This is a genomic window from Candidatus Aciduliprofundum sp. HYA1 (assembly GCF_056175085.1).
Map to the genome: position 1 here is coordinate 1,066,127 of NZ_CM149694.1, position 20,278 is coordinate 1,086,404.

General features: G+C 45.5%; 21 protein-coding genes. 17 read left to right on the forward strand and 4 right to left on the reverse strand.

Annotated features, from left to right (window positions below):
- Nucleotides 1-8 precede the first annotated feature (8 nt).
- The 8 genes from AC0S1O_RS05885 to AC0S1O_RS05920 are packed head-to-tail and all read left to right on the forward strand — an operon-like array spanning nt 9 to nt 9,393.
- A complete protein-coding gene (locus AC0S1O_RS05885; protein ID WP_475393401.1) occupies nt 9-320 on the forward strand; it encodes a hypothetical protein in 312 nt (103 codons plus the stop codon).
- 5 nt (nt 321-325) lie between these two features.
- A complete protein-coding gene (locus AC0S1O_RS05890) occupies nt 326-2,467 on the forward strand; it encodes a V-type ATP synthase subunit I (RefSeq protein ID WP_475393402.1) in 2,142 nt (713 codons plus the stop codon).
- Nucleotides 2,467-4,278: a V-type ATP synthase subunit K gene (locus tag AC0S1O_RS05895; protein ID WP_475393403.1), complete on the forward strand. Its 1,812-nt coding sequence runs from the start codon at nt 2,467-2,469 to the stop codon at nt 4,276-4,278. The genes AC0S1O_RS05890 and AC0S1O_RS05895 overlap by 1 nt, the downstream gene beginning before the upstream one ends.
- A complete protein-coding gene (locus AC0S1O_RS05900) occupies nt 4,279-4,863 on the forward strand; it encodes a V-type ATP synthase subunit E (RefSeq protein ID WP_475393404.1) in 585 nt (194 codons plus the stop codon).
- Nucleotides 4,856-5,944 carry a V-type ATPase subunit gene (locus AC0S1O_RS05905; RefSeq protein WP_475393405.1) on the forward strand — a complete coding sequence of 363 codons (1,089 nt, stop codon included), beginning with the start codon at nt 4,856-4,858 and terminating at the stop codon, nt 5,942-5,944. Before AC0S1O_RS05900 ends, AC0S1O_RS05905 begins: the two co-directional genes overlap by 8 nt.
- The gene (locus AC0S1O_RS05910; RefSeq protein ID WP_475393406.1) at nt 5,941-6,258 is read left to right on the forward strand and encodes a V-type ATP synthase subunit F; all 318 of its coding nucleotides are present in this window, start codon (nt 5,941-5,943) and stop codon (nt 6,256-6,258) included. Before AC0S1O_RS05905 ends, AC0S1O_RS05910 begins: the two co-directional genes overlap by 4 nt.
- Before the next feature lie 6 nt (nt 6,259-6,264).
- On the forward strand, nt 6,265-8,013 hold the full coding sequence (locus AC0S1O_RS05915) for an ATP synthase subunit A (protein ID WP_475393407.1): 1,749 nt from the start codon (nt 6,265-6,267) through the stop codon (nt 8,011-8,013).
- Nucleotides 8,014-9,393: a V-type ATP synthase subunit B gene (locus AC0S1O_RS05920; RefSeq protein WP_475393408.1), complete on the forward strand. Its 1,380-nt coding sequence runs from the start codon at nt 8,014-8,016 to the stop codon at nt 9,391-9,393. It abuts the gene before it with no gap.
- Here AC0S1O_RS05920 and AC0S1O_RS05925 read toward each other — a convergent pair.
- The 4 genes from AC0S1O_RS05925 to rpl18a are packed head-to-tail and all read right to left on the reverse strand — an operon-like array spanning nt 9,383 to nt 11,836.
- A complete protein-coding gene (locus tag AC0S1O_RS05925; protein ID WP_475393409.1) occupies nt 9,383-10,264 on the reverse strand; it encodes a PLP-dependent cysteine synthase family protein in 882 nt (293 codons plus the stop codon). The genes AC0S1O_RS05920 and AC0S1O_RS05925 overlap by 11 nt on opposite strands.
- Nucleotide 10,265: 1 nt before the next feature.
- A complete protein-coding gene (ftsY, locus tag AC0S1O_RS05930; protein WP_475393410.1) occupies nt 10,266-11,189 on the reverse strand; it encodes a signal recognition particle-docking protein FtsY in 924 nt (307 codons plus the stop codon).
- On the reverse strand, nt 11,173-11,607 hold the full coding sequence (gene pfdA / locus AC0S1O_RS05935) for a prefoldin subunit alpha (RefSeq protein ID WP_475393411.1): 435 nt from the start codon (nt 11,605-11,607) through the stop codon (nt 11,173-11,175). The genes ftsY and pfdA overlap by 17 nt, the downstream gene beginning before the upstream one ends.
- Complete coding sequence (rpl18a, locus tag AC0S1O_RS05940) at nt 11,600-11,836, reverse strand: 50S ribosomal protein L18Ae (protein ID WP_475393412.1); 237 nt, start codon at nt 11,834-11,836, stop codon at nt 11,600-11,602. The genes pfdA and rpl18a overlap by 8 nt, the downstream gene beginning before the upstream one ends.
- Before the next feature lie 101 nt (nt 11,837-11,937).
- On the opposite strand from rpl18a, the gene AC0S1O_RS05945 reads away from it, so the two are divergent.
- From AC0S1O_RS05945 to AC0S1O_RS05985, 9 genes are all read left to right on the forward strand, one after another.
- Nucleotides 11,938-12,099 carry a hypothetical protein gene (locus AC0S1O_RS05945; RefSeq protein WP_015283796.1) on the forward strand — a complete coding sequence of 54 codons (162 nt, stop codon included), beginning with the start codon at nt 11,938-11,940 and terminating at the stop codon, nt 12,097-12,099.
- A 90-nt stretch (nt 12,100-12,189) separates the two neighbouring features.
- The gene (locus AC0S1O_RS05950; protein WP_475393413.1) at nt 12,190-13,881 is read left to right on the forward strand and encodes an ABC transporter substrate-binding protein; all 1,692 of its coding nucleotides are present in this window, start codon (nt 12,190-12,192) and stop codon (nt 13,879-13,881) included.
- Nucleotides 13,882-13,937: 56 nt separating this feature from the next.
- Entirely contained in the window at nt 13,938-14,945 is a 1,008-nt protein-coding gene (locus AC0S1O_RS05955) for an ABC transporter permease (RefSeq protein WP_475393414.1), read from the forward strand.
- Nucleotides 14,946-14,979: 34 nt separating this feature from the next.
- Nucleotides 14,980-15,867 (forward strand): ABC transporter permease, encoded by an 888-nt coding sequence (locus AC0S1O_RS05960; protein ID WP_475394479.1) that lies wholly within the window; start codon nt 14,980-14,982, stop codon nt 15,865-15,867.
- A gap of 5 nt (nt 15,868-15,872) precedes the next feature.
- Nucleotides 15,873-16,910, forward strand: a complete 1,038-nt coding sequence (locus AC0S1O_RS05965) for an ABC transporter ATP-binding protein (protein ID WP_475393415.1) — start codon at nt 15,873-15,875, stop codon at nt 16,908-16,910.
- The gene (locus AC0S1O_RS05970) at nt 16,903-17,973 is read left to right on the forward strand and encodes an ABC transporter ATP-binding protein (protein ID WP_475393416.1); all 1,071 of its coding nucleotides are present in this window, start codon (nt 16,903-16,905) and stop codon (nt 17,971-17,973) included. The genes AC0S1O_RS05965 and AC0S1O_RS05970 overlap by 8 nt, the downstream gene beginning before the upstream one ends.
- Before the next feature lie 4 nt (nt 17,974-17,977).
- On the forward strand, nt 17,978-18,412 hold the full coding sequence (locus AC0S1O_RS05975; RefSeq protein WP_475393417.1) for a hypothetical protein: 435 nt from the start codon (nt 17,978-17,980) through the stop codon (nt 18,410-18,412).
- A 123-nt stretch (nt 18,413-18,535) separates the two neighbouring features.
- Entirely contained in the window at nt 18,536-19,666 is a 1,131-nt protein-coding gene (locus tag AC0S1O_RS05980; protein WP_475393418.1) for a methyltransferase domain-containing protein, read from the forward strand.
- A gap of 129 nt (nt 19,667-19,795) precedes the next feature.
- Nucleotides 19,796-20,245: an OB-fold nucleic acid binding domain-containing protein gene (locus AC0S1O_RS05985; RefSeq protein ID WP_475393419.1), complete on the forward strand. Its 450-nt coding sequence runs from the start codon at nt 19,796-19,798 to the stop codon at nt 20,243-20,245.
- Nucleotides 20,246-20,278 lie beyond the last annotated feature (33 nt).

The window sequence follows — 20,278 nt, forward strand, 5'->3', positions numbered from 1 at the left end:
TGAGTTTTATGATTCAGGACGAGATTAAAAGAATCAGAGAGGCCGAGAGTGACGCGCTTCGCAGGATAGAGGAGGCAGAGAAGGACAGTAAGGAACGAATAGAACAGGCAAAAAAGGAGATAAGAAGGAGCATAGAAAGAGAGCGTGAAGAGATTTTGAAGGCCATAGAAGAGTGGAAAAGAGAAGCGGAAGAAGAGGGTAGAAAAGAGGCAGAGCGTATAATCTCAGAGTACAGGGAAAAGGTGAAGGAGATTGAAAACATAGAGGAGTCCAAGATAAAGGAAGTGGCCTCAAAGGTTCTTGGAGAGATATTTGGGTGAAATTCATGCTGTTTCCATCAAAGATGGTGGAAGTCGAAATTCTCGTGCACAATTCTGTTAAATACGATGTTCTAAAGACAATGCAGAGAAACGGGTTTATGCACATAACCCAGCACAATGTTGAGGGCCTTGAAAATGCTGTCCCTTCCGATGTAGCCACGAGGATCGTTGATTATGAGTTTCGGGTTGGCAAGTTAATTGAGATTCTGAATATAGCGAAGGAGAGAAAGAAAACGGGTCTCCTCGCATCCCTTCAGACAGAGCCCCCTGAGAGATTTCCGGCAAAGCCAAGGGATAGGGATGAGATTTTGAAGGATGCTGAATCCACACTTCGAAAAATAGAGCCCCAGATTCTCACACTGTACTCCAGATGGGAGGGCATCAATGGGGAGATTGAGAGGATAAAGATCCAGAGATCTCAGGTTGAGAAGTTGAAGAACATACCAATAGATATTTCTTATCTTGGGGAGGGTCCATACGCTTACATTGTTGCAGGCACGGCAAAAAATCTGGAGCGCCTTGAGAAATTAAAGAAGGAGGGTAAAATTGCCCTGTGGAGTTTCACAGAGGGCAAGAAGAAGGATGTGACATATACCATTGTTGTGGCATCCCATATGAAGGATAAGAGGGATGTGGAATCCGCCCTTAGATTTGCCGGATTCTCTGAATTTGAACTTGGTGGATGGAGTGGCTTGCCAAATGAGGTTCTCAAGGCCATGGATAAAAAGATGGGTGAGCTCAGGAATGAAAGGGATAAGATAAGAAAGGAGTTGGGAGTTTTCAGAAGAAAGTACTACCCCTATCTATCTGTGCTGAAGGACGATCTCTTCAATGAGAAGGTGAAGGAGGAAATTCACTCAAAGTTTGGAAGGACCCATTACACCACACTCATAAGAGGATTCATACCGAAGAAGGATTTTGATAGGGCCAAGAATGCCATAGAATCCGTATCTCGCGGTCTGGCCTATATAAAATGGAGAGATGCCCGTGGAGATGATGTGCCTGTAAAGTACAACAACGCGAAAATATTCAGGCCGTTTCAGGCCTTTGTGGATATGTACTCCACCCCCAAGTACGGGCATATTGACCCAACCGTGATAATTGCGCCCCTATTTGTTATATACTTCGGCCTGACCCTGGGGGACGCTGGATACGGTATGATAATGGCAGTCCTCGGCTTTATAATGTGGAAGCCCCTTGGCAAGTACAACTGGACCAACAGAACTCTTGGCTCCATACTCTTCGTTTCCGGGCTATCTGCCGTGGTATTTGGTCTCTTGCAGGGTGGGATATTCGGTCCATTGAACCAATCAAATCCCCTATACCCGCTCGTGCACTACAAACCGGTGCTGGATCCCATGCAGGATCCAATAACCCTTCTGGTGATATCCCTCATAGTTGGTGTTTTCCAGCTGAGCCTTGGACTTGCGCTCGGCGCATTTCACCATCTCAAGGATAAGAATTATGCGGAATTCCTGCAGGCGGAGGTTTCATGGTTTATCCTCTTCCCTGCGGGAGGTGCCCTCATAGGTTATTATTTTGGATGGTGGCCCCTTCAGGGTACATGCCTAACCGTAGCATGGATCTTCACCGTAATTGGCCTGTTCCTCTTCCTGCCCGGAGTGGCAAGCAAGATGGTGGATAGGAAAGCATCCATAAATGGGCTTTTCTTCTTTGACATTACGGGTATGATTGGCGATTGGCTCTCATACTCTCGCCTGCTCGCCCTTGATCTGGCCACATCAGGTCTTGCACTGACAATAAACATTCTTGCGGGGATAATATGGAGCATGACCAAGGGTGCGAGCAGCATGGTTTGCTGTCTACCGGTGCTTCTTGCAGGTGTTGCTCTCGCATTGCTGTGGATGAGGAAAAAGGATCCCATGAAGAAGGGCATAATAATCCTGCTTCTCATATTCGGCATAGTTGGAATGGTGAATCTCCACGCTGCAATATGGCTATTTGTTGGCATATTCCTGGTGATCGGGCATATAGGAAACTCCATGCTTCAGGCCCTTGGCTCCTTCGTTCACTCTCTGCGTTTGCAGTATGTGGAGTTCTTCTCAAAGTTCTATGAGGGTGATGGCGTGAAATTCGAACCCTTTAGGGAAGTTAGGAAGCACAGCCGTTTGGAGGTGAAAGAATAATGAAAAAGGTCATTCCGCTTGTGTTTCTGGGTGTGATACTCCTGCTTCTTGCGGGCTCCCTGCCCGTACATGCGCAGGGTATTGAACCCACTGTGATGTACGAGATGAATGGTAAAATTGTTGAAAAACCGTTGAGCGAGGCAAATTCTTCTGGAGCATTTGAAATAGGCAAGGAATACACCTTTAAGTGGAGTTCCAGTGTGACCTGGGTACTGAGCAATGGCAAACAGAATCTTACTGCAACGGGGGAAATTTTCAAATTCATGCCTGAGAGCAGTGGAACCTACAAATTAACGGTCATTGCAAATTCAACCCATTACACCTACACATTTGTGGTGGGTGAGGGACCTCTTGGGGGCTATCTCGCGTTGATAGGTGCGGGTCTTGCAGTGGGTCTCTCAGCCATAGGCTCCGGTGTGGGTGTTGGTATCACAGGAGCGAGTGGTGCGGCTGCCATAGGGAGCAACCCAAAGAGTAAGTTTGGGAGAATCCTCATATTTCAGGCATTTCCACAGACCCAGGCAATATACGGTTTCCTCATAGCGATAATCATAATGATGGGAATTGGTGCGTTCTCGGGTAAGATTGAAAATGTGCCCATATCAATAGGCCTTGCAGCCATAGGTGCCGGTATATCTGTAGGACTAGCAGGATTGAGTGCCATAGGTCAGGGTATAGTTGCGGGCACTGGTATAGGCACAACGCAGCATGATAGGGTCTCCTACGGTAAGGCTGTTGTGTTCTCCATTTTACCAGAGACACAGGCAATTTACGGCCTGCTCATAGCAATCCTCATACTTTACGGCTCAGGTATGTTTGGAGGGGGTGTTAAGCACTACTCCATTGGGGTTGGTCTTGCAGCCATAGGTGCCGGTCTTGCCATGGGGGTTAGCGGTCTCACGGCCATAGGACAGGGTATAGCAGCCTCGAGTTCCTGCGCAGCCACGGCCGAGAATCCAAAGGCATTCACAAAGGGTATGATCTTCTCCGTTATTGCAGAAACACCGAGTATCACGGCGTTGATCATCGCCATTGTTGTTCTCAGCGCCACAGGATTGCTGAGTGGTGGAAACTTCATGAGTGGGGATGCCGCCATGTTTGTAGGTCTTGCGGCCATAGGTGCCGGTCTTGCTGTCGGCTTTGCTGGCCTAAGCGGTATAGGTCTTGGAATTGCCGCCGGAAGCAGCGTGTATGCAAGTATGCGTGAGAAGGCATCCTTTGGTAAGATTATGGTGTTTGCCATAATGCCAGAAACCCAGGTTATTTATGGTCTGCTCGTTGCCATATTCATTGTCAACGGAGCGGGATTATTCGGTTCAACTCCGCAGGTATTCCCCTTGGGAGTTGGTCTTGCAGCCATAGGTGCCGGTCTTGCAATAGGAGTCAGTGGTATGACCGCCATAGGTCAGGGTATTGCTGCAGGAAGCGGTGCTGCAGCATCCACCGAGAAGCCCAGCGCGTTTTCAAAATCCATAATATTTTCCGTTCTTCCCGAGACCCAGAGTATATACGCTCTGATAGTGTCCATAATCATACTTTACGCTGTTGGCCTGCTGGGTGGAGGTATGCAGATACCGAAATCCATGGCCATGTTTGTGGGCATAGGAGCCATCGGTGCAGGTCTTGCAATAGGATTTGCAGGCCTGAGTGGTATTGGCCAGGGTATAACGGCTGCAATGGGTGTTGGTGCATTCACCCGGAGACCCGAGAGTTTCGGAAAGAGCATGATGCTGTCCGTGATGAGTGAGACCTTTGCAATATTCGGACTGCTGGTAGCAATACTGCTGCTTATGGCCATAGGGGTGTTCTAAATGGATGCCATTGAAAATATAATAAAGAGAATCCGTGAGGATGCAGATTGGAAGATCAAGGAGTACTACGAGAAGGCAGAGAGGGAGATTGAAAAGATAAAAAATGCAGAGCAGGGAAAATGGGAAAGGGAAAAGGAGAAACTTGAATCCTCCGGAAAAAGAGAGGCCGAGACCATAAGGCAGATGCACATATCCAAGGCACACCTCGATGGCAAGAAGATGTTGATGAACGCTAGGGAGGAAATAATACACAGGATAATTGAAGAAATGCTCACGAATTTCAGGGATTATGTGGATTACAGGAAATACATTGAGAGTTCCCTGAAAGATGCTTCTGATTTGTTGGGCGATAGATTTGAAATTCTCTGCAAAAAGGAAGATATTGGGCTAATTGAGGATATGGTTAAGGATATGGAACTCCAGGTGAATGTGCAAGAGGGAGATGTGGAGCACGGTGGGTTTCTGGCAGTGAGCACAGATGGATTGAAGAAGGTTGATTACTCTGCCAGGGCCTTCGTGGAGAGGAATATGGGAGATATTAGGAAGAAAATATATTTGAGGCTCTTCGGTGAAGAACATGCTTGATTCCACAGCAATAATCCTGGCAATTACGATTTCGTTCCTCGCCATCTTTGTCACAATAGCCTTCCTTATGGGCTTTTTCAGGAAGATGCTGAATATAGGAGCATACATGGGTCCCAATGCGACCATATTTGCCATAGGTGCGAAGTACACTGAGAAGGAAAATATTGAAAAGTTGCTCAACTACACGAATTTGACGGAGGTCATATCAGACATAGGAAAGGAGGGCTATAATATTGAGGATTTGAAGAAGTACGACATTGAGTTGGAGAAGAGCATGCTTGCCATGGTGCAGAGAGTAGTGGAAATGCTACCTGACGAGGGTAAGAGCTTTGCTGAGACCTATATGCTCAAATACGATGCAAATATGATAAAGAGGATCCTGAGAGCCAAGTACGCAGGTGTGTCAAAGAACAGAATCTATGAGGAAGTTTACGAGGGCCGTTTTCTATCAAAATTGATAATCCAGCACATGGTGGAGGCAACCAGCATGGAGGATGCTGTAACTGCCCTGGATGCCACACCCTTTGCCGAGGTTATAAAGGTATGGAACGAATCCAACGATATCTACAAGGTGGATATCTCCCTTGATAGGATAGTCCTGAAAAATCTGGTGGAGTCCAAGAGAATGCTTGATGAGAACTCAATGGAACCCATAAACATAGTTATCCCGATGTTTGTGGACATATTCAACATAAAGACAATTGTTAGAGCCAAGAATGCGGGCATTGAGGACATCGGTAACCTGCTTCTTGATGGGGGCTACCAGTTGAGTGACTGGAAGGTTCGCAGCATGGCAAACGCAAGAACCCTCGACGAGGCCCTTTCTCAACTTGAGGGCACTGATTATGCATTTTTGAGAGATGTTGAGGATCCATTCATCATAGAACTTGAACTGGATAAGATGCTTCTCAGAAAGGTCAACGAGATTGGTCTGACCTTTGCCACGACAGCCGGGCCGCTCATAATGTTCCTCGTCTCCAAGGAGTACGAGGTGAGAAATCTGAAGGGAATCATAAAGGGTTTTATGGAGGACTTGCCCAAGGACAGGATCAGAGGCTTGCTGGTGGGTGATGTGGCATGAAGATACTTGTTGTTGGTGACAGGGATATGGTGAACGGGTTCCAACTGGCAGGCATAAAGGATGTCTACGAGGCAAGCGATCCCTGGAAGGTTAAGGAAATTCTTGATGATGTTAAATTTATGAAGGATGTGGCCATTGTCATAATATCCAGAAGAGTGGCCCGGGAGATTAGGGATTTTCTGGATGAATGGAAGAGGGAGAAAGGAATATACCCCATAATATTGGAAATTCCCGATAAGAAAGGTGGAGAGTTTGAAGATCCGATGAGGACTCTGGTTAAGAGAGCCATAGGTGTGGATATATTGAAGAGGTGAAAGAAAATGGGAAAGATAATTAGAGTAGCAGGTCCAGTGGTCGTTGCTGATGGAATGAAGGGCAGTGAAATGTACGAAGTGGTGCATGTTGGCGAAGAGGGACTGGTGGGTGAGATAATAGGATTGTACGGAGATACCGCTACAATTCAGGTTTACGAGGAAACTTCAGGCATAAGGCCGGGAGAGCCCGTTAAACGCACGGGAGCCCCCCTGTCGGTCATGCTCGGACCGGGTATAATATCCCAGATTTACGATGGTATTCAGCGCCCATTGCCCCAAATAAAGGATATGATGGGTGATTTCATAAAGAGGGGTGCAAGTGCATCTCCCTTAGATACGAAGAAAAAATGGCATTTTGTGCCCAGAGTTAAGAAGGGCGATAGGGTGACAGGTGGAGATATCCTGGGTACAGTGCAGGAGACAAAAATCGTGGAACATCGCATAATGGTACCTCCCGAAAAAGAGGGGGAGGTTGAGTGGATAGCGGAGGAGGGTGATTACACAATAGAAGAGCCTATTGCAAGGATAAATGGCGAGGATATAAAGATGTACCAGCGCTGGCCTGTGCGCAGACAGAGACCCTTCCGTGAGAAAATGGATCCAATTCAGCTTCTCGTGACTGGACAGAGGGTTCTGGATACCTTCTTCCCGATAGCCAAGGGTGGTACGGCTGCGATACCTGGAGGATTCGGAACGGGGAAGACTGTGACACAGCACCAACTTGCCAAGTGGAGCGATGCTGATATCGTTGTGTATGTGGGATGCGGAGAGCGCGGCAACGAGATGACCGAGGTGCTTGAGGATTTCCCCAAACTCAAGGATCCCCGCAGTGGAGAGCCCCTCATGAATCGTACGGTTTTGATAGCAAACACCTCAAATATGCCTGTGGCTGCAAGAGAAGCATCAATTTACACGGGCATTACAATTGCTGAGTATTTCAGAGATATGGGCTACCACGTTGCCCTGATGGCCGATTCCACCTCCAGGTGGGCCGAGGCTTTGAGGGAAATATCCGGAAGGTTGGAGGAGATGCCAGGAGAGGAAGGTTATCCTGCATATCTGGCCTCTCGCCTTGCAGAATTCTACGAGCGTGCCGGCTATGTGGAGGTTCTCGGTTCTGAAAAGAAGCATGGCTCCGTGACGGTGGTGGGTGCCGTATCCCCTCCAGGTGGTGATTTCTCCGAGCCAGTTACGCAGAACACTCTTCGCATAGTCAAGGTGTTCTGGGCTCTTGATGCGGACCTGGCCCACAAGAGACACTTCCCGTCAATACACTGGCTTCGCTCATATTCCCTTTACCTCAATTCTGTACGTCACTGGTGGGAGAAGAATGTGGCCAAGGACTGGTACGATCTACGTCGTGAGGCCATGGGCATATTGCAGAGGGAGGCAGAACTGCAGGAGATAGTGCAACTCGTAGGACCAGATGCCCTACCGGCAAAGGAGCAAGCATTGTTGGAGACGGCCCGTTCAATAAGGGAGGATTTCCTGCAGCAGAATGCTTTCCATGATGTTGATACCTATTGTCCCGCTGATAAGCAGTACCTGATGCTCAAATTGATACTGAAGTTCCACAAACTGATAACGGATGCCGTTGAGCGTGGCGTGAGCATGGATAAGATCAGAAAGTTGAGCATTAAGGAAGACCTTGCATATATGGGTAGAATACCCAACGAGACCTACAAGGACGAGTTCAAAAACATTGAGGCTAAGATGGAAAAAGAGATTGATGCTCTCATAAAAGAGGTGAAGTAAATGGAGGTTGAATACCGCACAATTAGGGAGATCAAAGGTCCTTTGCTCATCGTGGAAAATACCAAGGACGTTGCCTATGGCGAAGTGGTGAAGATTCGCGGTCCAGATGGTAAGGAACGTCTCGGTCAGGTGCTTGAAGCGAGGGAAAATATGGCAGTTGTGCAGGTTTTCGAAGGCACCAGGGGCTTGGATGTTAAATCCACATCCGTGAAATTTCTGGGTGATACTCTGAAAATAGGTGTGTCTTTGGATATGTTGGGTCGCGTGTTTGATGGTACAGGCAGACCCATTGACGGGGGTCCTGATATCATACCGGAGGAGATGAGAGATATAAACGGTTATCCCATTAATCCAGCCGCAAGGGAGTATCCAAGGGAATTCATACAGACGGGTATATCCACAATCGATGGAATGAACACTCTTGTCAGGGGTCAAAAATTGCCCATATTCAGTGGCTCCGGTATGCCCCACAATGAGATAGCGGCCCAGATTGCAAGGCAGGCTAAATTGAGAGGAAAGGGTGAGAAATTCGCGGTGGTATTCGTTGCCATGGGTATAACCGCCGAGGAGGCAAATTTCTTCCGCAAGGAGTTTGAGCGTACAGGCGCGCTTGAGCGTACCGTTCTGTTCCTGAATTTAGCCAATGATCCTGCAATAGAGCGTATTGTTATCCCGAGAATGGGATTGACAGTGGCCGAATATCTTGCCTACGACAGGGATATGCATGTTCTCGTCATCCTTACAGATATGACCAACTACTGCGAGGCGTTGAGAGAAATATCTGCCGCCCGAGAGGAGGTTCCAGGTCGCCGCGGTTATCCTGGTTATATGTACACTGATCTTGCGACCATATATGAGCGTGCAGGAAGAATAAGGGGTAAGAAGGGAAGCATTACTCAGATACCCATACTCACGATGCCGGATGATGATATGACCCACCCAATTCCTGATCTCACGGGATACATAACTGAGGGTCAGATTGTGCTTAGCAGGGCCCTGCATCGGCGTGGAATATATCCTCCAATAAATCCCCTTCTCTCACTTTCAAGGCTTATGAAGGAAGGTATTGGAGAGGGTAGAACCAGGGAGGACCATGCAGGCGTGGCAAACCAGTTGTACGCTGCCTACGCAGAGGGTCTCAGATTGAGGGACCTTGTTGCCGTGGTGGGTGAAGAGGCCCTTGGAGAGGAGGATAGAATCCTGCTCAAATTTGCCGACGCATTTGAGGAGAGGTTCATCACACAGGGAAGGGATGAGGATAGAAGCATAGAGGATACACTGAGCATAGCATGGAGCCTTCTTGCTCTGCTTCCAAGAAGTTACCTTAAGAAAATAGACAGGAAGTACATTGAAAAGTATCTGCCGAAGACTACAAAATGAGATCCATAAGGGAAGAGTAACGCACTATGGAATCAGCAACGATTGTTGCAACCTTCCAACCTCTTTCTTTTGATATCTTCAAGGCGTGGTAGTAATTGGCTCCTGAGGTAAATCCTCCTGGAATTCCCCCAGACAGAAGGGTCCTTACTCCCCTGATGCTCATCTCAGAATCCACAACGCGGATCTCATCTATTATGTTTTCATCAAGGGCCTTTTTCAGAAGTTCTGTGAAGGAATGGTACGAAAAACCCTCAAGAAGAGGAGTGTCCTCCTCCACCTTGCCCAACAGTTCTTTTTGAAGTTCAGAACCCCTGGGTACGAGGAGTACGATTTTTATTTTTTCATTCATATTTTTAAGGTACTTTCCTATTCCGTAGATTGTACCACCCGTTCCTGCACCCATAACAAAGCAATCAATATCCTTCACCTGTGAAAATAATTCTGGGCCTGTCGTTTCGTAATGGGCCATGAAATTTGCCCTGTTCTTTGTTTGTTCAAGATAAAACCCTTCTCTTTCCTTTGCCAATTTTTCTGCAAGTATGTGCCCATCCTCGCCTGGATTTACGATTCTTATCTCCGCTCCAAAGGCCCTTATCATATTCACCTTTTCCTTGGAGGTACCCTGAGGAACAAAAATCACAGGTTTGTATCCGAAAAATCTGGAAGCCCAAGCAACCGAAATACCGGTATTTCCTGAGGTGTATTCAATTACGGTAGTCCCCTTTACATATCCTTTATTCTCAACGTCTCTGAGCATGTACAGCGCAATTCTATCTTTGTGACTACCCGTGGGATTTAGGTACTCAAGTTTAAGATACACATCCCCCATTTTGACAACAGGGGTATTACCCACGAGGTCTTTAATCTCCATACTAATCACCGAAAACTCGTTTCAAGAACCAGTTAACATCGAATTTCATTAAATCCTCATAGTTCTGCCCGTTTCCAAAAAATATTATTGGCTTTTTGAGTTCATATGCTATGCTGATGGCAGCCCCACCCTTTGCATCTGCATCTATCTTTGTAAGTATTATGGCATCCACTCCCACTTCCCTATCGAAAATCTTTGCCTGCTCAATGGCATCGTTTCCAGCAAGGGAATCTCCCACAAATATCGTGAGATGGGGTTTTGCCACGCGTTTTATCTTCTTCATTTCTTCCATCAGGTTCCTGTTGGTCTGCATCCTTCCGGCTGTATCAATCAGCACAAAATCCTTTCTTTTCGCCTTTGCATGTTCAATTGCATCGTAGGCCACCGCGGCTGGGTCCCCTCCTGCCTGGTGCCTTATCACCTTAACTCCAAGGTTCTTCCCGTGCACATCCAGTTGTTCGATAGCCCCGGCACGGAATGTGTCCGCCGCCGCCAGCACCACTGTGTGGTTCTTGTCCATGAGGTACTTTGCAATCTTTGCTATGACCGTGGTTTTCCCCGTGCCATTTACCCCAAGAAACATGATCACTGTTGGCCTTGGAGAATTTTCCACAAATGAGTCAAAATCAAAATCTGTGCGAAATATGTCCCTTATGGATTTTTTGAGGGTATCTTCTACAATTTTTCCGAGATCTGCCCGGAGTTTGACCTTCTTTCCAACTAAGGCCCTTTTCAGATCTCCTTTTATCTTCTCAATGACGTCAACGGCAACATCAGCCTCCATAAGCGCTATTTCAATATCCCACAGAAAATCCTCAATTTTGTCTTCCGTGATCTTCTTTCCCAAACCGGATGTGAATTCCTCATCCATACTCTGGGCCTTTTTTCTTATGAGCCCGAGTTTTTCCTTAAGGCCCCCGAACATTTTGCCTCTCCTCTACATACTTTGCGTAATCCTGCTCAACCTTTGCACTTAGAATCGCATAATTCTCCTGTAGTTTTTTAATATCGGTGGAAAGTTTGAGTTGTAGGTTCTCCAGATCCTTCCGGCGCTCATCTACTCTCTCAATTATTTTTTCCAGCGGCAGTTCCGTGTAGATCTCGTTGCCTATTGTCACGAGTCCCTTTTTCTCTCCAACCTTTGCTGATATGAGCACCCCTGCACCCACAGGCACGAGAATTTCCTCGTCTTCAAGGTTCAGATATCCTTCCAGGGTTTCCTTCGCCCTTTTATGCTCCTGAATTGAACTTTCAAGGGCATCAATCTGTTTCTGCAGGTTGGTTATCTGGGCCTTCAGAATTTCAAGCGTGGCCAGATTCCTCTCCAACTCCTCCTCATTCATTTCCACCACGCATCAGGTATTTCACCATGGGATCGTCGGATTCCTCTGGATTTATCTCCCTTATCTCCTTTATGTCGATGAGTCTTCTCTTTATTCCATACTTGCTGCCCACTATTGAGTATATTTTTTCCTTGGCTGCTTCCTCTTCATCAGCCACAACATCCTTCGTGAACTTGAACCACTTCTTGCCCTTTGGTGAGTACAGACCTGCAACACGGTACACTTTCATGCTATCACCTCTACCCCCATGGCATACTAAATTAATAATTTGCGCTCCGGGTAAAGAAAAGTTTATATGCTGAATGTTATCCACCTTTAAGAGGTGATACAATGAGCAAACTTGCAGATGTTGAGATTGTGCGCGAGGGCGACATATTTTATGCTCGTATAATGCTCCCCGATGGATCTGTAACGAAGATAGAGAGTGAGAGTTTTGAGGAGATTCTCAATCAGGTTGCTACAGAGTTGCAGGACAGATTCGGCTTTTTGTAAATTTTATTTTGGCACAATTATCAAATGCCAAAAAATTTATATATTTGCGTTTTAATTATCTTCACGCCCAAAAGTATGGGAGGTAGTTAAATGAAGAAGAGTGCAATATATGGAATAATTGCTGTGGTGGTGATAATAATTGTGGTGGTCGCCGCGTGGGCGGTGATGACAGCGCCACCCAGCAAGACAAAACCCCAAGTGAAGAACCCAGATACCTTTGTGTGGGACACCATAGGTGACCCACAGACCTTGGATCCAGCAGAAGCGTACGATACGGCCTCTGGTGTGGTGATACAGAACGTTTATCAGACGCTGGTCACATATCATGGCACGGATACCAAGACCATATACCCGCTTCTCGCAACCCACTGGACCGTGGATAAAACCGGAAAGAATTGGACATTCTATCTGAGAAAGGATGTGAAGTTCTCCAATGGTGATCCCTTCAATGCGACAGCAGTTAAGTTCTCCTTTGATCGTGTTCTTATAATGAATTCACCACAGACCGGTGTATCCTGGATTCTGAGCCAGTTTATGTACACCTACAACGCCACTGCCAAGAAGTGGAACAGCCCAGATGGGAAGAGCAGTGTGCAGGTTGTGGGTCCATACACCGTGGAGTTCCATCTAAGAAAGGCCTATGGTGGTTTCTTACCAGCCATAGCGTTCACCGTGGCATCCATCGTTGATCCAAAGGTTGTGAATGCCCACGGAGGAGTTGTGCCAAATCAGGATAACAGCTGGATGAGCCAGAACATGGTTGGAACCGGCCCATACAAGCTTGTTGAATGGCAGCACAATGCATTTATAAAGCTCGAGTGGAATCCAAATTACTGGGGTGGCTGGAGCGGACATCATGTCAAGTACATAATAATAAGGAACATACCCTCACTGGCAACCAGGGAGCAGGAACTTGTTAAGGGAGATGCAGATATGGCCTACATCCCTGTGAACCACCTTAATGATACGATCCTGACCAATGACAAGTACATCAAGATAGATACAGGTGGACTCACCTTTGATGTTGATATGATTGAGATGAACTGTAGGAAGACCTATCAGAACGAGACAAATCCGCTTTACTACAAGGAGGTCAGGCAGGCCATCTCCTACGCTGTACCATACGATACCATCATAAAGGAGGTCTACTGGGGTTATGCAATAAGGCTTCAGGGCCCAATACCAAAGGGTATGCCCGGTCACGATAACAACCTGTTCATGTATCCCTACGATATAAAGAAGGCCCAGCAGTTGATGAACGATGCAAGGCAGAAATATGGACTTCCGCAAACAATTAAGTTGACCATACTCTATAATCAGGGTAACGCGGTTAGAGCCCACATAGCTGAGATTCTCAAGGGCTCATTGCTGAAGATAGGCATACAGCTGACCATTCAGAAACTCTCATGGCCAACTCTTCTGGACAAGATGGATAGGGGAGATTACAGCATGATCATAGTTGGCTGGGCACCAGATTACAACGATCCTGATGATTACGCGTTCCCGTTCCTTGGCTCAGCAGCCATTGGAGGTGATACTTTTGAGACTGGCTGGCACAACGCCACCGTTGATAAGCTACTCCTCGAGGCAAAGTACTGTGTGAACCAGACCAAGAGGGATCAGCTCTATACTGAGATCCAGAAGATAGCAATGGAGAATCCATCCTTCATCTATCTCGCTCAGAACAAGCACGTTGCAGTTTACAGAACTTGGCTTCAGGGTTACTACTACAACCCAGTGATGATGCTGAACTTCTACAGCCTGTATAAAGCGTACTCCTAAACCCTCTTTTCTTTTTATCCTAAATTTTTAAGTATTGGTTATGCATTCTCCCTTCAATGAAACTATGGCAATATATTGCTAGAAGATTGATACTGCTTTTCCCAGTTATAATCGGTGTGACTCTGATAACATTTACCGTATCTTTTGTTATTCCTGCAAACCCTGCACGTGCCTGGGCTGGTCCAAAGGCTCCACCTTCCACTGTGGAAGAAATAAAGGAGAAGTACCATCTAAATGATCCGCTGTACGTGCAGTACTATTATTACATCACGGGGGTGTTTACGGGTAACTGGGGCTACTCTCACTCTCAAAAAAGACCCGTTGCTGCCTGTCTCGCAGATTTCTTCCCGGCCACCTTTGAATTGACCCTATGGGCTATGATGATTGCAATTCCCTCCGGAATATATTTGGGTGTTGTGTCGGCGGTGAAGAGGAACAAAATCCCGGATCACCTTTCAAGGATATTTGCTCTGAGCGGGGTTTCCATGCCCATATTTTGGCTGGGTTTACTCTTGATCCTTCTCTTCTACACGTATTTGGGCTGGTTCCCTGCGAGTGGTAGGGGAATTCCACCATCACACATATACACGGGACTTTACATTCTGGATAGCATACTCTCTCTGGACTGGACATCCCTGGTGTCGGATGTATGGCACATAATACTTCCTGCGGTAACCTTATCCTATGCAACTCTTGCAGTTATAACCAGGATGACAAGGTCAAGTATGCTTGAGGTTCTTAGGTTGGATTATATAAAAACAGCCAAGGCGAAGGGCCTATCCGACAAGGTGGTTATATACAGGCATGCTCTGAGAAATGCGCTTATTCCCACTCTAACGGTGTCTGGTCTTGCCTTTGCCGGACTGCTTGGAGGTGCGGTTCTCACTGAAACGATATTTGCATGGCCCGGAATGGGTAGATACGCATATCAGGCCATATCTTCCCTCGACTATCCTGCGATCATGGGAGTGACATTGCTTATGGCAATAATCTTTGTTATTGGTAATTTGATCGTGGATATAATGTACGCGTACCTTGATCCAAGAATCAAGTTGGGAGAGTGATAGTGTGGCGGAGATTAGCACCACAAAAAAATTCATGAAGGAGCACGAATCCCAAATCAAGGAGTTCAAATACACCCTGCATCTTATGAGGAGAAGCCCCCTTACCCTGGTTGGTCTTGGACTTCTTATTTTTATATTTCTCGTTGCAATATTTGCTCCCTGGATTGCTCCGTACCATCCAGAGAATGTGGGCGGCCAGCAGTACTGGCCATACAATTTTTCCCAGGCATTTCAGCCTCCAAGTTGGAAACATCCCTTTGGAACCGATGATATGGGTCATGATCTGTACAGTATGGTTATTTACGGCACTCGAGAGGCACTTTACATAGGATTTATTGTTGTAATGGTGGCCATGCTCATAGGTGTTCTTCTTGGGGCCTACTCTGGATACATAGGTGGATGGTTTGATGAACTCATAATGAGAATTTGTGATATGTTCTTTGCATTTCCGGGCCTTGTGCTTGCCATGGCCATAACTGCTGCCCTGGGTCCAGGGCTTCAAAATGTTATGTATGCTTTGATGATAGTGTGGTGGCCCGGATATACTAGAATAGTAAGAGGTCAGGTTTTATCTGTGAAGCAGAATCAGTACGTTGAGGCCGCCAGGGCAATTGGAATAAGCAGATTCAAGATCATATGGAAGCATGTGATACCAAATTCTCTACCTCCAATTCTGGTTCAGGCCACAATGGACCTTGGAAACGTGATTTTAACTGCCGCGGGCCTGGCGTTTCTTGGGTTGGGTGCAGCGGCCTATACTGCTGACTGGGGTGTGATGGTCAGTCAGGGAAGAACCTGGCTTGTTGCAGGATACTGGTGGTGGTCAACATTTCCGGGATTGGCCATATTCATTACAGTGCTTGCTTTCAACCTGTTTGGTGATGGACTCAGGGATATCCTCGATCCGAGGTTGAGGAGGTGAATTCGATGGATGATGATATTCTGCTAAAGGTGGAGAACCTTCACACATATTTTTACACCTACGAGGGTGTGGTGAAAGCCGTTGATGGTGTATCCTTCTATGTTAAAAAGGGTGAAATTTTCGGGCTTGTTGGAGAGACCGGGTGCGGGAAATCCGTAACTGCGCTTTCCATAATAGGACTTATAGATAAGCCAGGAAAAATCGAGAGTGGTAAGATCATATTCAATGGTAAGAATCTTCTGGAACTTCCGGAGGATGAAAAGAGAAAGATAAGAGGCAAGGGTATTTCAATGATATTTCAGGAGCCCATGACCGCTCTGAATCCTGTTTATACGATTGGAGATCAGATTCTTGAGATAATAATGCTCCACAAATACGGCATAGAGAATCTCAAAAAGGCCCCAAAGGATTTAAAGAAGAAGGAGAGAAAAACGGTTATAGATATGCTGAGACTGGTTCGTATGCCGGATCCTGAAAGGGCCATAGACAGTTATCCCCATGAGTTGAGCGGAGGTATGCGTCAGAGGGCCATGATTGCAATGATGCTTGCAACCGAACCTTCCCTGCTCATAGCCGATGAGCCAACAACTGCACTGGATGTTACCGTACAGGCTCAGATTTTGAATATTCTTCTGGATATGAGAGAAAAACTGGGAATATCCATAATACTGATAACCCATGATCTCAGCGTGGTGGCAGATGTTTGTGACAGGGTTGGTGTGATGTACGCGGGGAATATAGTGGAAGTTGGAGACGTTTATACAATATTCAAGAGACCGATACATCCATATACAAGGGGTCTTATGCAGGCAATACCGAGCATTGCAGAGAAGAGGGATGAGCTGCATTATATAAAGGGATCCGTACCCAATTTGATATACCCTCCTCCGGGTTGCAGATTCCATCCAAGATGCGAATATGCCAAGGATATATGTAAGAGAGAGAAGCCACAACTTGTAGAGGTGGAGCCAGGACACTTTGTGGCCTGTCATTTTGCAGATCAATTTTTTGCAAATTCCAAGGAAGGTGATGGGGATGAGTGATGACACAATAATTCAGATTTATGGGCTCAAAAAATATTTTCCGGTTAAGGGGGGCCTTTTTGGAAAGGTGATTGCCAATGTTAAGGCTGTTGATAATGTGAGCATAGAGATCAAGAGGGGAGAAACCCTGGGTATTGTGGGTGAAAGTGGCTGTGGTAAAACCACCCTTGGAAGAACCATTTTGCGTTTGATAAAGGCCGATGATGGTATGGTGTTCTTTGACCTGCCACAGGATCTCCAGGATAGGGTAAGAGAACTCATTGGGAAGAAGGACGGAAGATCCAAGAAAGAACTGCTGGAAATAAGAAAAAAGTACGATCTCAATATGAAGAAAGATAAGGAAATGATGCATTACAGGAAAAAAATGCAAATAGTTTTCCAGGACCCTCAGTCTTCCCTGGACCCAAGGATGACCATAAAGAAGATTCTCGCTGAACCATTGCTCACCCATAAAATTGTTCCTCCCAGCAAGGTAGAAGGCAGAATTATAGAACTGCTCGAACTTGTGGGGCTAAAAAAGGAGCATCTTCACAGATTTCCCCATGAGTTCAGCGGAGGGCAGAGACAGAGAATAGGAATAGCCAGGGCATTGTCCCTGAATCCCGATTTCATTGTGCTAGATGAGCCCACATCGGCGCTCGATGTCTCAGTTCAGGCCCAGATTTTAAATCTTCTTAAAAAATTGCAGAGAGATTTCAAACTCACCTATATGTTCATAACCCATGATCTCAGTGTGGCAAGGCATATGAGTCACAGAATAGGAGTTATGTACGTTGGAAAACTTGTGGAACTCGCTCCAGCAGATGAACTGTTCAATGATCCATTACACCCATACACAAAATTGCTTCTGGAGTCAATTCCCTTGCCTGATCCAACCAAGAGGAAGAAGGAGAGAAAACTCTTCACAGGTGAGGTTCCAAGTGCTGTCAATCCTCCGAAGGGCTGCCGTTTCCATCCTAGATGCAGTTATTTCATGGCAGGAGTGTGCGATAAACTTGAGCCACCGCTGATCGAGGTCAAGAAAGGCCACTATGTTGCCTGTCATATGTACACCAAGGGATAAAGAAATGGACAGGGAACTAAGAAGAAAGGTAATAAAACTCATATTCACAATACTTGGCTACCTAATGGCTATGATGTTCCTACTTGGAGGTGTAGTTTACCTTCTCATTCATTTATGGTTTTCAGGATTGATAATGCTTACAATCTCAATTGTGCTGTTTTATTTAACCATGTATTTTTACATGGGCACCTCCGTGTATGTGATCTTTGAGGATTCTGTTTATGTACCTCGTCTCTACCGGTATGGAAACGTAAAAAAGAAGGATTTGATGGAATTGAAGAATGTTAAAAAAGTCGTTGAACACAAGGGATTTTTCAGGGAAGGGTTCTACTTTTATGTGTCCGAAAATGGGTACTACTTTATCAAGCGCTCTGTGTTCTGGGAGATTAGAGAGAAATTAAATCCAGATGTGAAGATAGTGTGGATTTCTAAGAATTAAATTTTTACTTTTATATTTTGAATTTTTTATGATTTATTTAATCCACTTTGTAAAGTTATTACATTTACTAAATCATCTAAAACTTGGCGATGGTTTTATTTCTGTGCTCTCCATGAGCCAAATGTGAGCAAGGAGAAAGCCGTGGAGCGTGCAGTGCGACTGATAAAAAGGGGTTACAAAAAGAAAAGTGTGATTGAAAAACTGAAAAATCAAGGATTTGATCCGGAGGAGATCTATGAAATTGCAAGATGCAGGCTTCGCATCAAAGACAAATTTTCCAAGAAAAATCTTTATTTTGACACATACGGATTGAGGTATTCCACACCGGAAATTATAGGCCTATACAGGGCAAGAAGAATAAAGGGATACACAATAGCAGATGTGAGCTGTGGTGTTGGGATGCAGGCCATTTTTCTTGCAAGGACGAATAGGGAGGTACTATGCGTTGACATTGATAGAAGGAGGGTTGAGTATGCAAAAAGAAACGCCAGAGCGTATGGTATGGATAATATGAGATTCTTAGTCGGGGATTGCTTCAGCCAGGAGGTGCATTCCATAGCCAAGAATTACGACATAATTTACTCCGATCCTGCAAGAAGTGAGGAAGAAAAAGAAAGAAAATTGGAGAATCTCATGCCTCCCCCATTGAAAATAATGGAAAAATACGGCAAAAGAAACTATGTGTTTGATTTACCCCCTCAAATTTCTCAGGACAAGATCCCTGAAGGCTGGGAAAAGGAGTATATATCCCTAAACGGCAGGATAAGAAGATTAACCGCTTACATTGGAGAATTATACCAGCACGACAGAAGGGCCATAGCCCTTCCCTCCGGAGCGGAGATTCACTCTGATGAACGTTTAGAATTTACTAAAAAAATAGAGTTTAGTAATTACATTTACATAGTTGATGAATCAATTTATTATTCTCAACTCCTTGGTTCCTTGGAGAGGAAATATCCAATTTGGTACCTTCAGGTGGGTAAGAGAAGAACACTTGCCTCCTCAAGTAATCTTTTGAAATCTGGATTTCTCAAGCCATTCAAGGTTATATTCTTCTCAGATGATCTCCGAGAGATAATAAAATTTCTGAGATTGGAAAATTATGGAAAGGTCACACTTCGCTTCAATGTTGATCCCGGCAGATACTGGGAATTGAGAAATGAAATTGAGAGAAATCTTAAGGGAAATGAGAAAGCATCCCTCTTTAGAGTGGGAAAGGATTATGTGGTTGGAATTGAATGCAACATAACATAGGTTATGTTTCATAACAGCATGGACCTCACGGATTGCATTAATTTGCCCTTAAAGCTTAGGCTCAAAAATTGAAAAATGCTATTTTGTGAAGTCGTTAGATTTATCATGTTCCTTTCCATATACTGAAGCATGGATGTTGACTCACTCTACCACCTCGTGGAGGACCTAATGAGTTACGATAGATTCCTTTACGAGATAAAGACCAGAAGAGAGAAATATGGTGGACTCTTGAGCGATGAGGCCATTGCATATCTCATAGTGGATGAACTGGGAAGGAATCCGGGAAACAAGATGAAAATAGTGGATCTATACGACGGCATAAATGCCACGGTGGAGGCGGAAATAATTGGCGTGGGAGAGATTGAAACCCGAAAAAACGGAGCAATGCGCCTTCTGAAAATGGATATACGTGACGATACAGGTACATGTCAGCTCGTTCTCTGGAACGATGAGATAGAAAAAATAGGAAAAAATCTAAAGGTGGGAATGAAAATAAAAATAATAAACGGCTATGTGCGGGACAATATGTACGGACTTCAGATCTCCCTTGGAAGGTGGGGTATGATTTTAATTATATAGTAATCATTGTTTCGCTTTAATGTTTATAATATA

Bases quoted from the DNA above. Each gene is read 5' to 3' on its own strand.
- AC0S1O_RS05905 (WP_475393405.1), top strand. From the start codon at position 4,856: ATGCTTGATTCCACAGCAATAATCCTGGCAATTACGATTTCGTTCCTC.
- AC0S1O_RS05910 (WP_475393406.1), top strand. From the start codon at position 5,941: ATGAAGATACTTGTTGTTGGTGACAGGGATATGGTGAACGGGTTCCAA.
- AC0S1O_RS05885 (WP_475393401.1), top strand. From the start codon at position 9: ATGATTCAGGACGAGATTAAAAGAATCAGAGAGGCCGAGAGTGACGCG.
- AC0S1O_RS05965 (WP_475393415.1), top strand. From the start codon at position 15,873: ATGGATGATGATATTCTGCTAAAGGTGGAGAACCTTCACACATATTTT.
- AC0S1O_RS05890 (WP_475393402.1), top strand. From the start codon at position 326: ATGCTGTTTCCATCAAAGATGGTGGAAGTCGAAATTCTCGTGCACAAT.
- AC0S1O_RS05915 (WP_475393407.1), top strand. From the start codon at position 6,265: ATGGGAAAGATAATTAGAGTAGCAGGTCCAGTGGTCGTTGCTGATGGA.
- pfdA (WP_475393411.1), bottom strand. From the start codon at position 11,607: ATGAATGAGGAGGAGTTGGAGAGGAATCTGGCCACGCTTGAAATTCTG.
- AC0S1O_RS05975 (WP_475393417.1), top strand. From the start codon at position 17,978: ATGGACAGGGAACTAAGAAGAAAGGTAATAAAACTCATATTCACAATA.
- AC0S1O_RS05900 (WP_475393404.1), top strand. From the start codon at position 4,279: ATGGATGCCATTGAAAATATAATAAAGAGAATCCGTGAGGATGCAGAT.
- AC0S1O_RS05895 (WP_475393403.1), top strand. From the start codon at position 2,467: ATGAAAAAGGTCATTCCGCTTGTGTTTCTGGGTGTGATACTCCTGCTT.
- rpl18a (WP_475393412.1), bottom strand. From the start codon at position 11,836: ATGAAAGTGTACCGTGTTGCAGGTCTGTACTCACCAAAGGGCAAGAAG.
- AC0S1O_RS05955 (WP_475393414.1), top strand. From the start codon at position 13,938: ATGAAACTATGGCAATATATTGCTAGAAGATTGATACTGCTTTTCCCA.
- AC0S1O_RS05950 (WP_475393413.1), top strand. From the start codon at position 12,190: ATGAAGAAGAGTGCAATATATGGAATAATTGCTGTGGTGGTGATAATA.
- ftsY (WP_475393410.1), bottom strand. From the start codon at position 11,189: ATGTTCGGGGGCCTTAAGGAAAAACTCGGGCTCATAAGAAAAAAGGCC.
- AC0S1O_RS05960 (WP_475394479.1), top strand. From the start codon at position 14,980: ATGAAGGAGCACGAATCCCAAATCAAGGAGTTCAAATACACCCTGCAT.
- AC0S1O_RS05985 (WP_475393419.1), top strand. From the start codon at position 19,796: ATGGATGTTGACTCACTCTACCACCTCGTGGAGGACCTAATGAGTTAC.
- AC0S1O_RS05970 (WP_475393416.1), top strand. From the start codon at position 16,903: ATGAGTGATGACACAATAATTCAGATTTATGGGCTCAAAAAATATTTT.
- AC0S1O_RS05945 (WP_015283796.1), top strand. From the start codon at position 11,938: ATGAGCAAACTTGCAGATGTTGAGATTGTGCGCGAGGGCGACATATTT.
- AC0S1O_RS05920 (WP_475393408.1), top strand. From the start codon at position 8,014: ATGGAGGTTGAATACCGCACAATTAGGGAGATCAAAGGTCCTTTGCTC.
- AC0S1O_RS05925 (WP_475393409.1), bottom strand. From the start codon at position 10,264: ATGGAGATTAAAGACCTCGTGGGTAATACCCCTGTTGTCAAAATGGGG.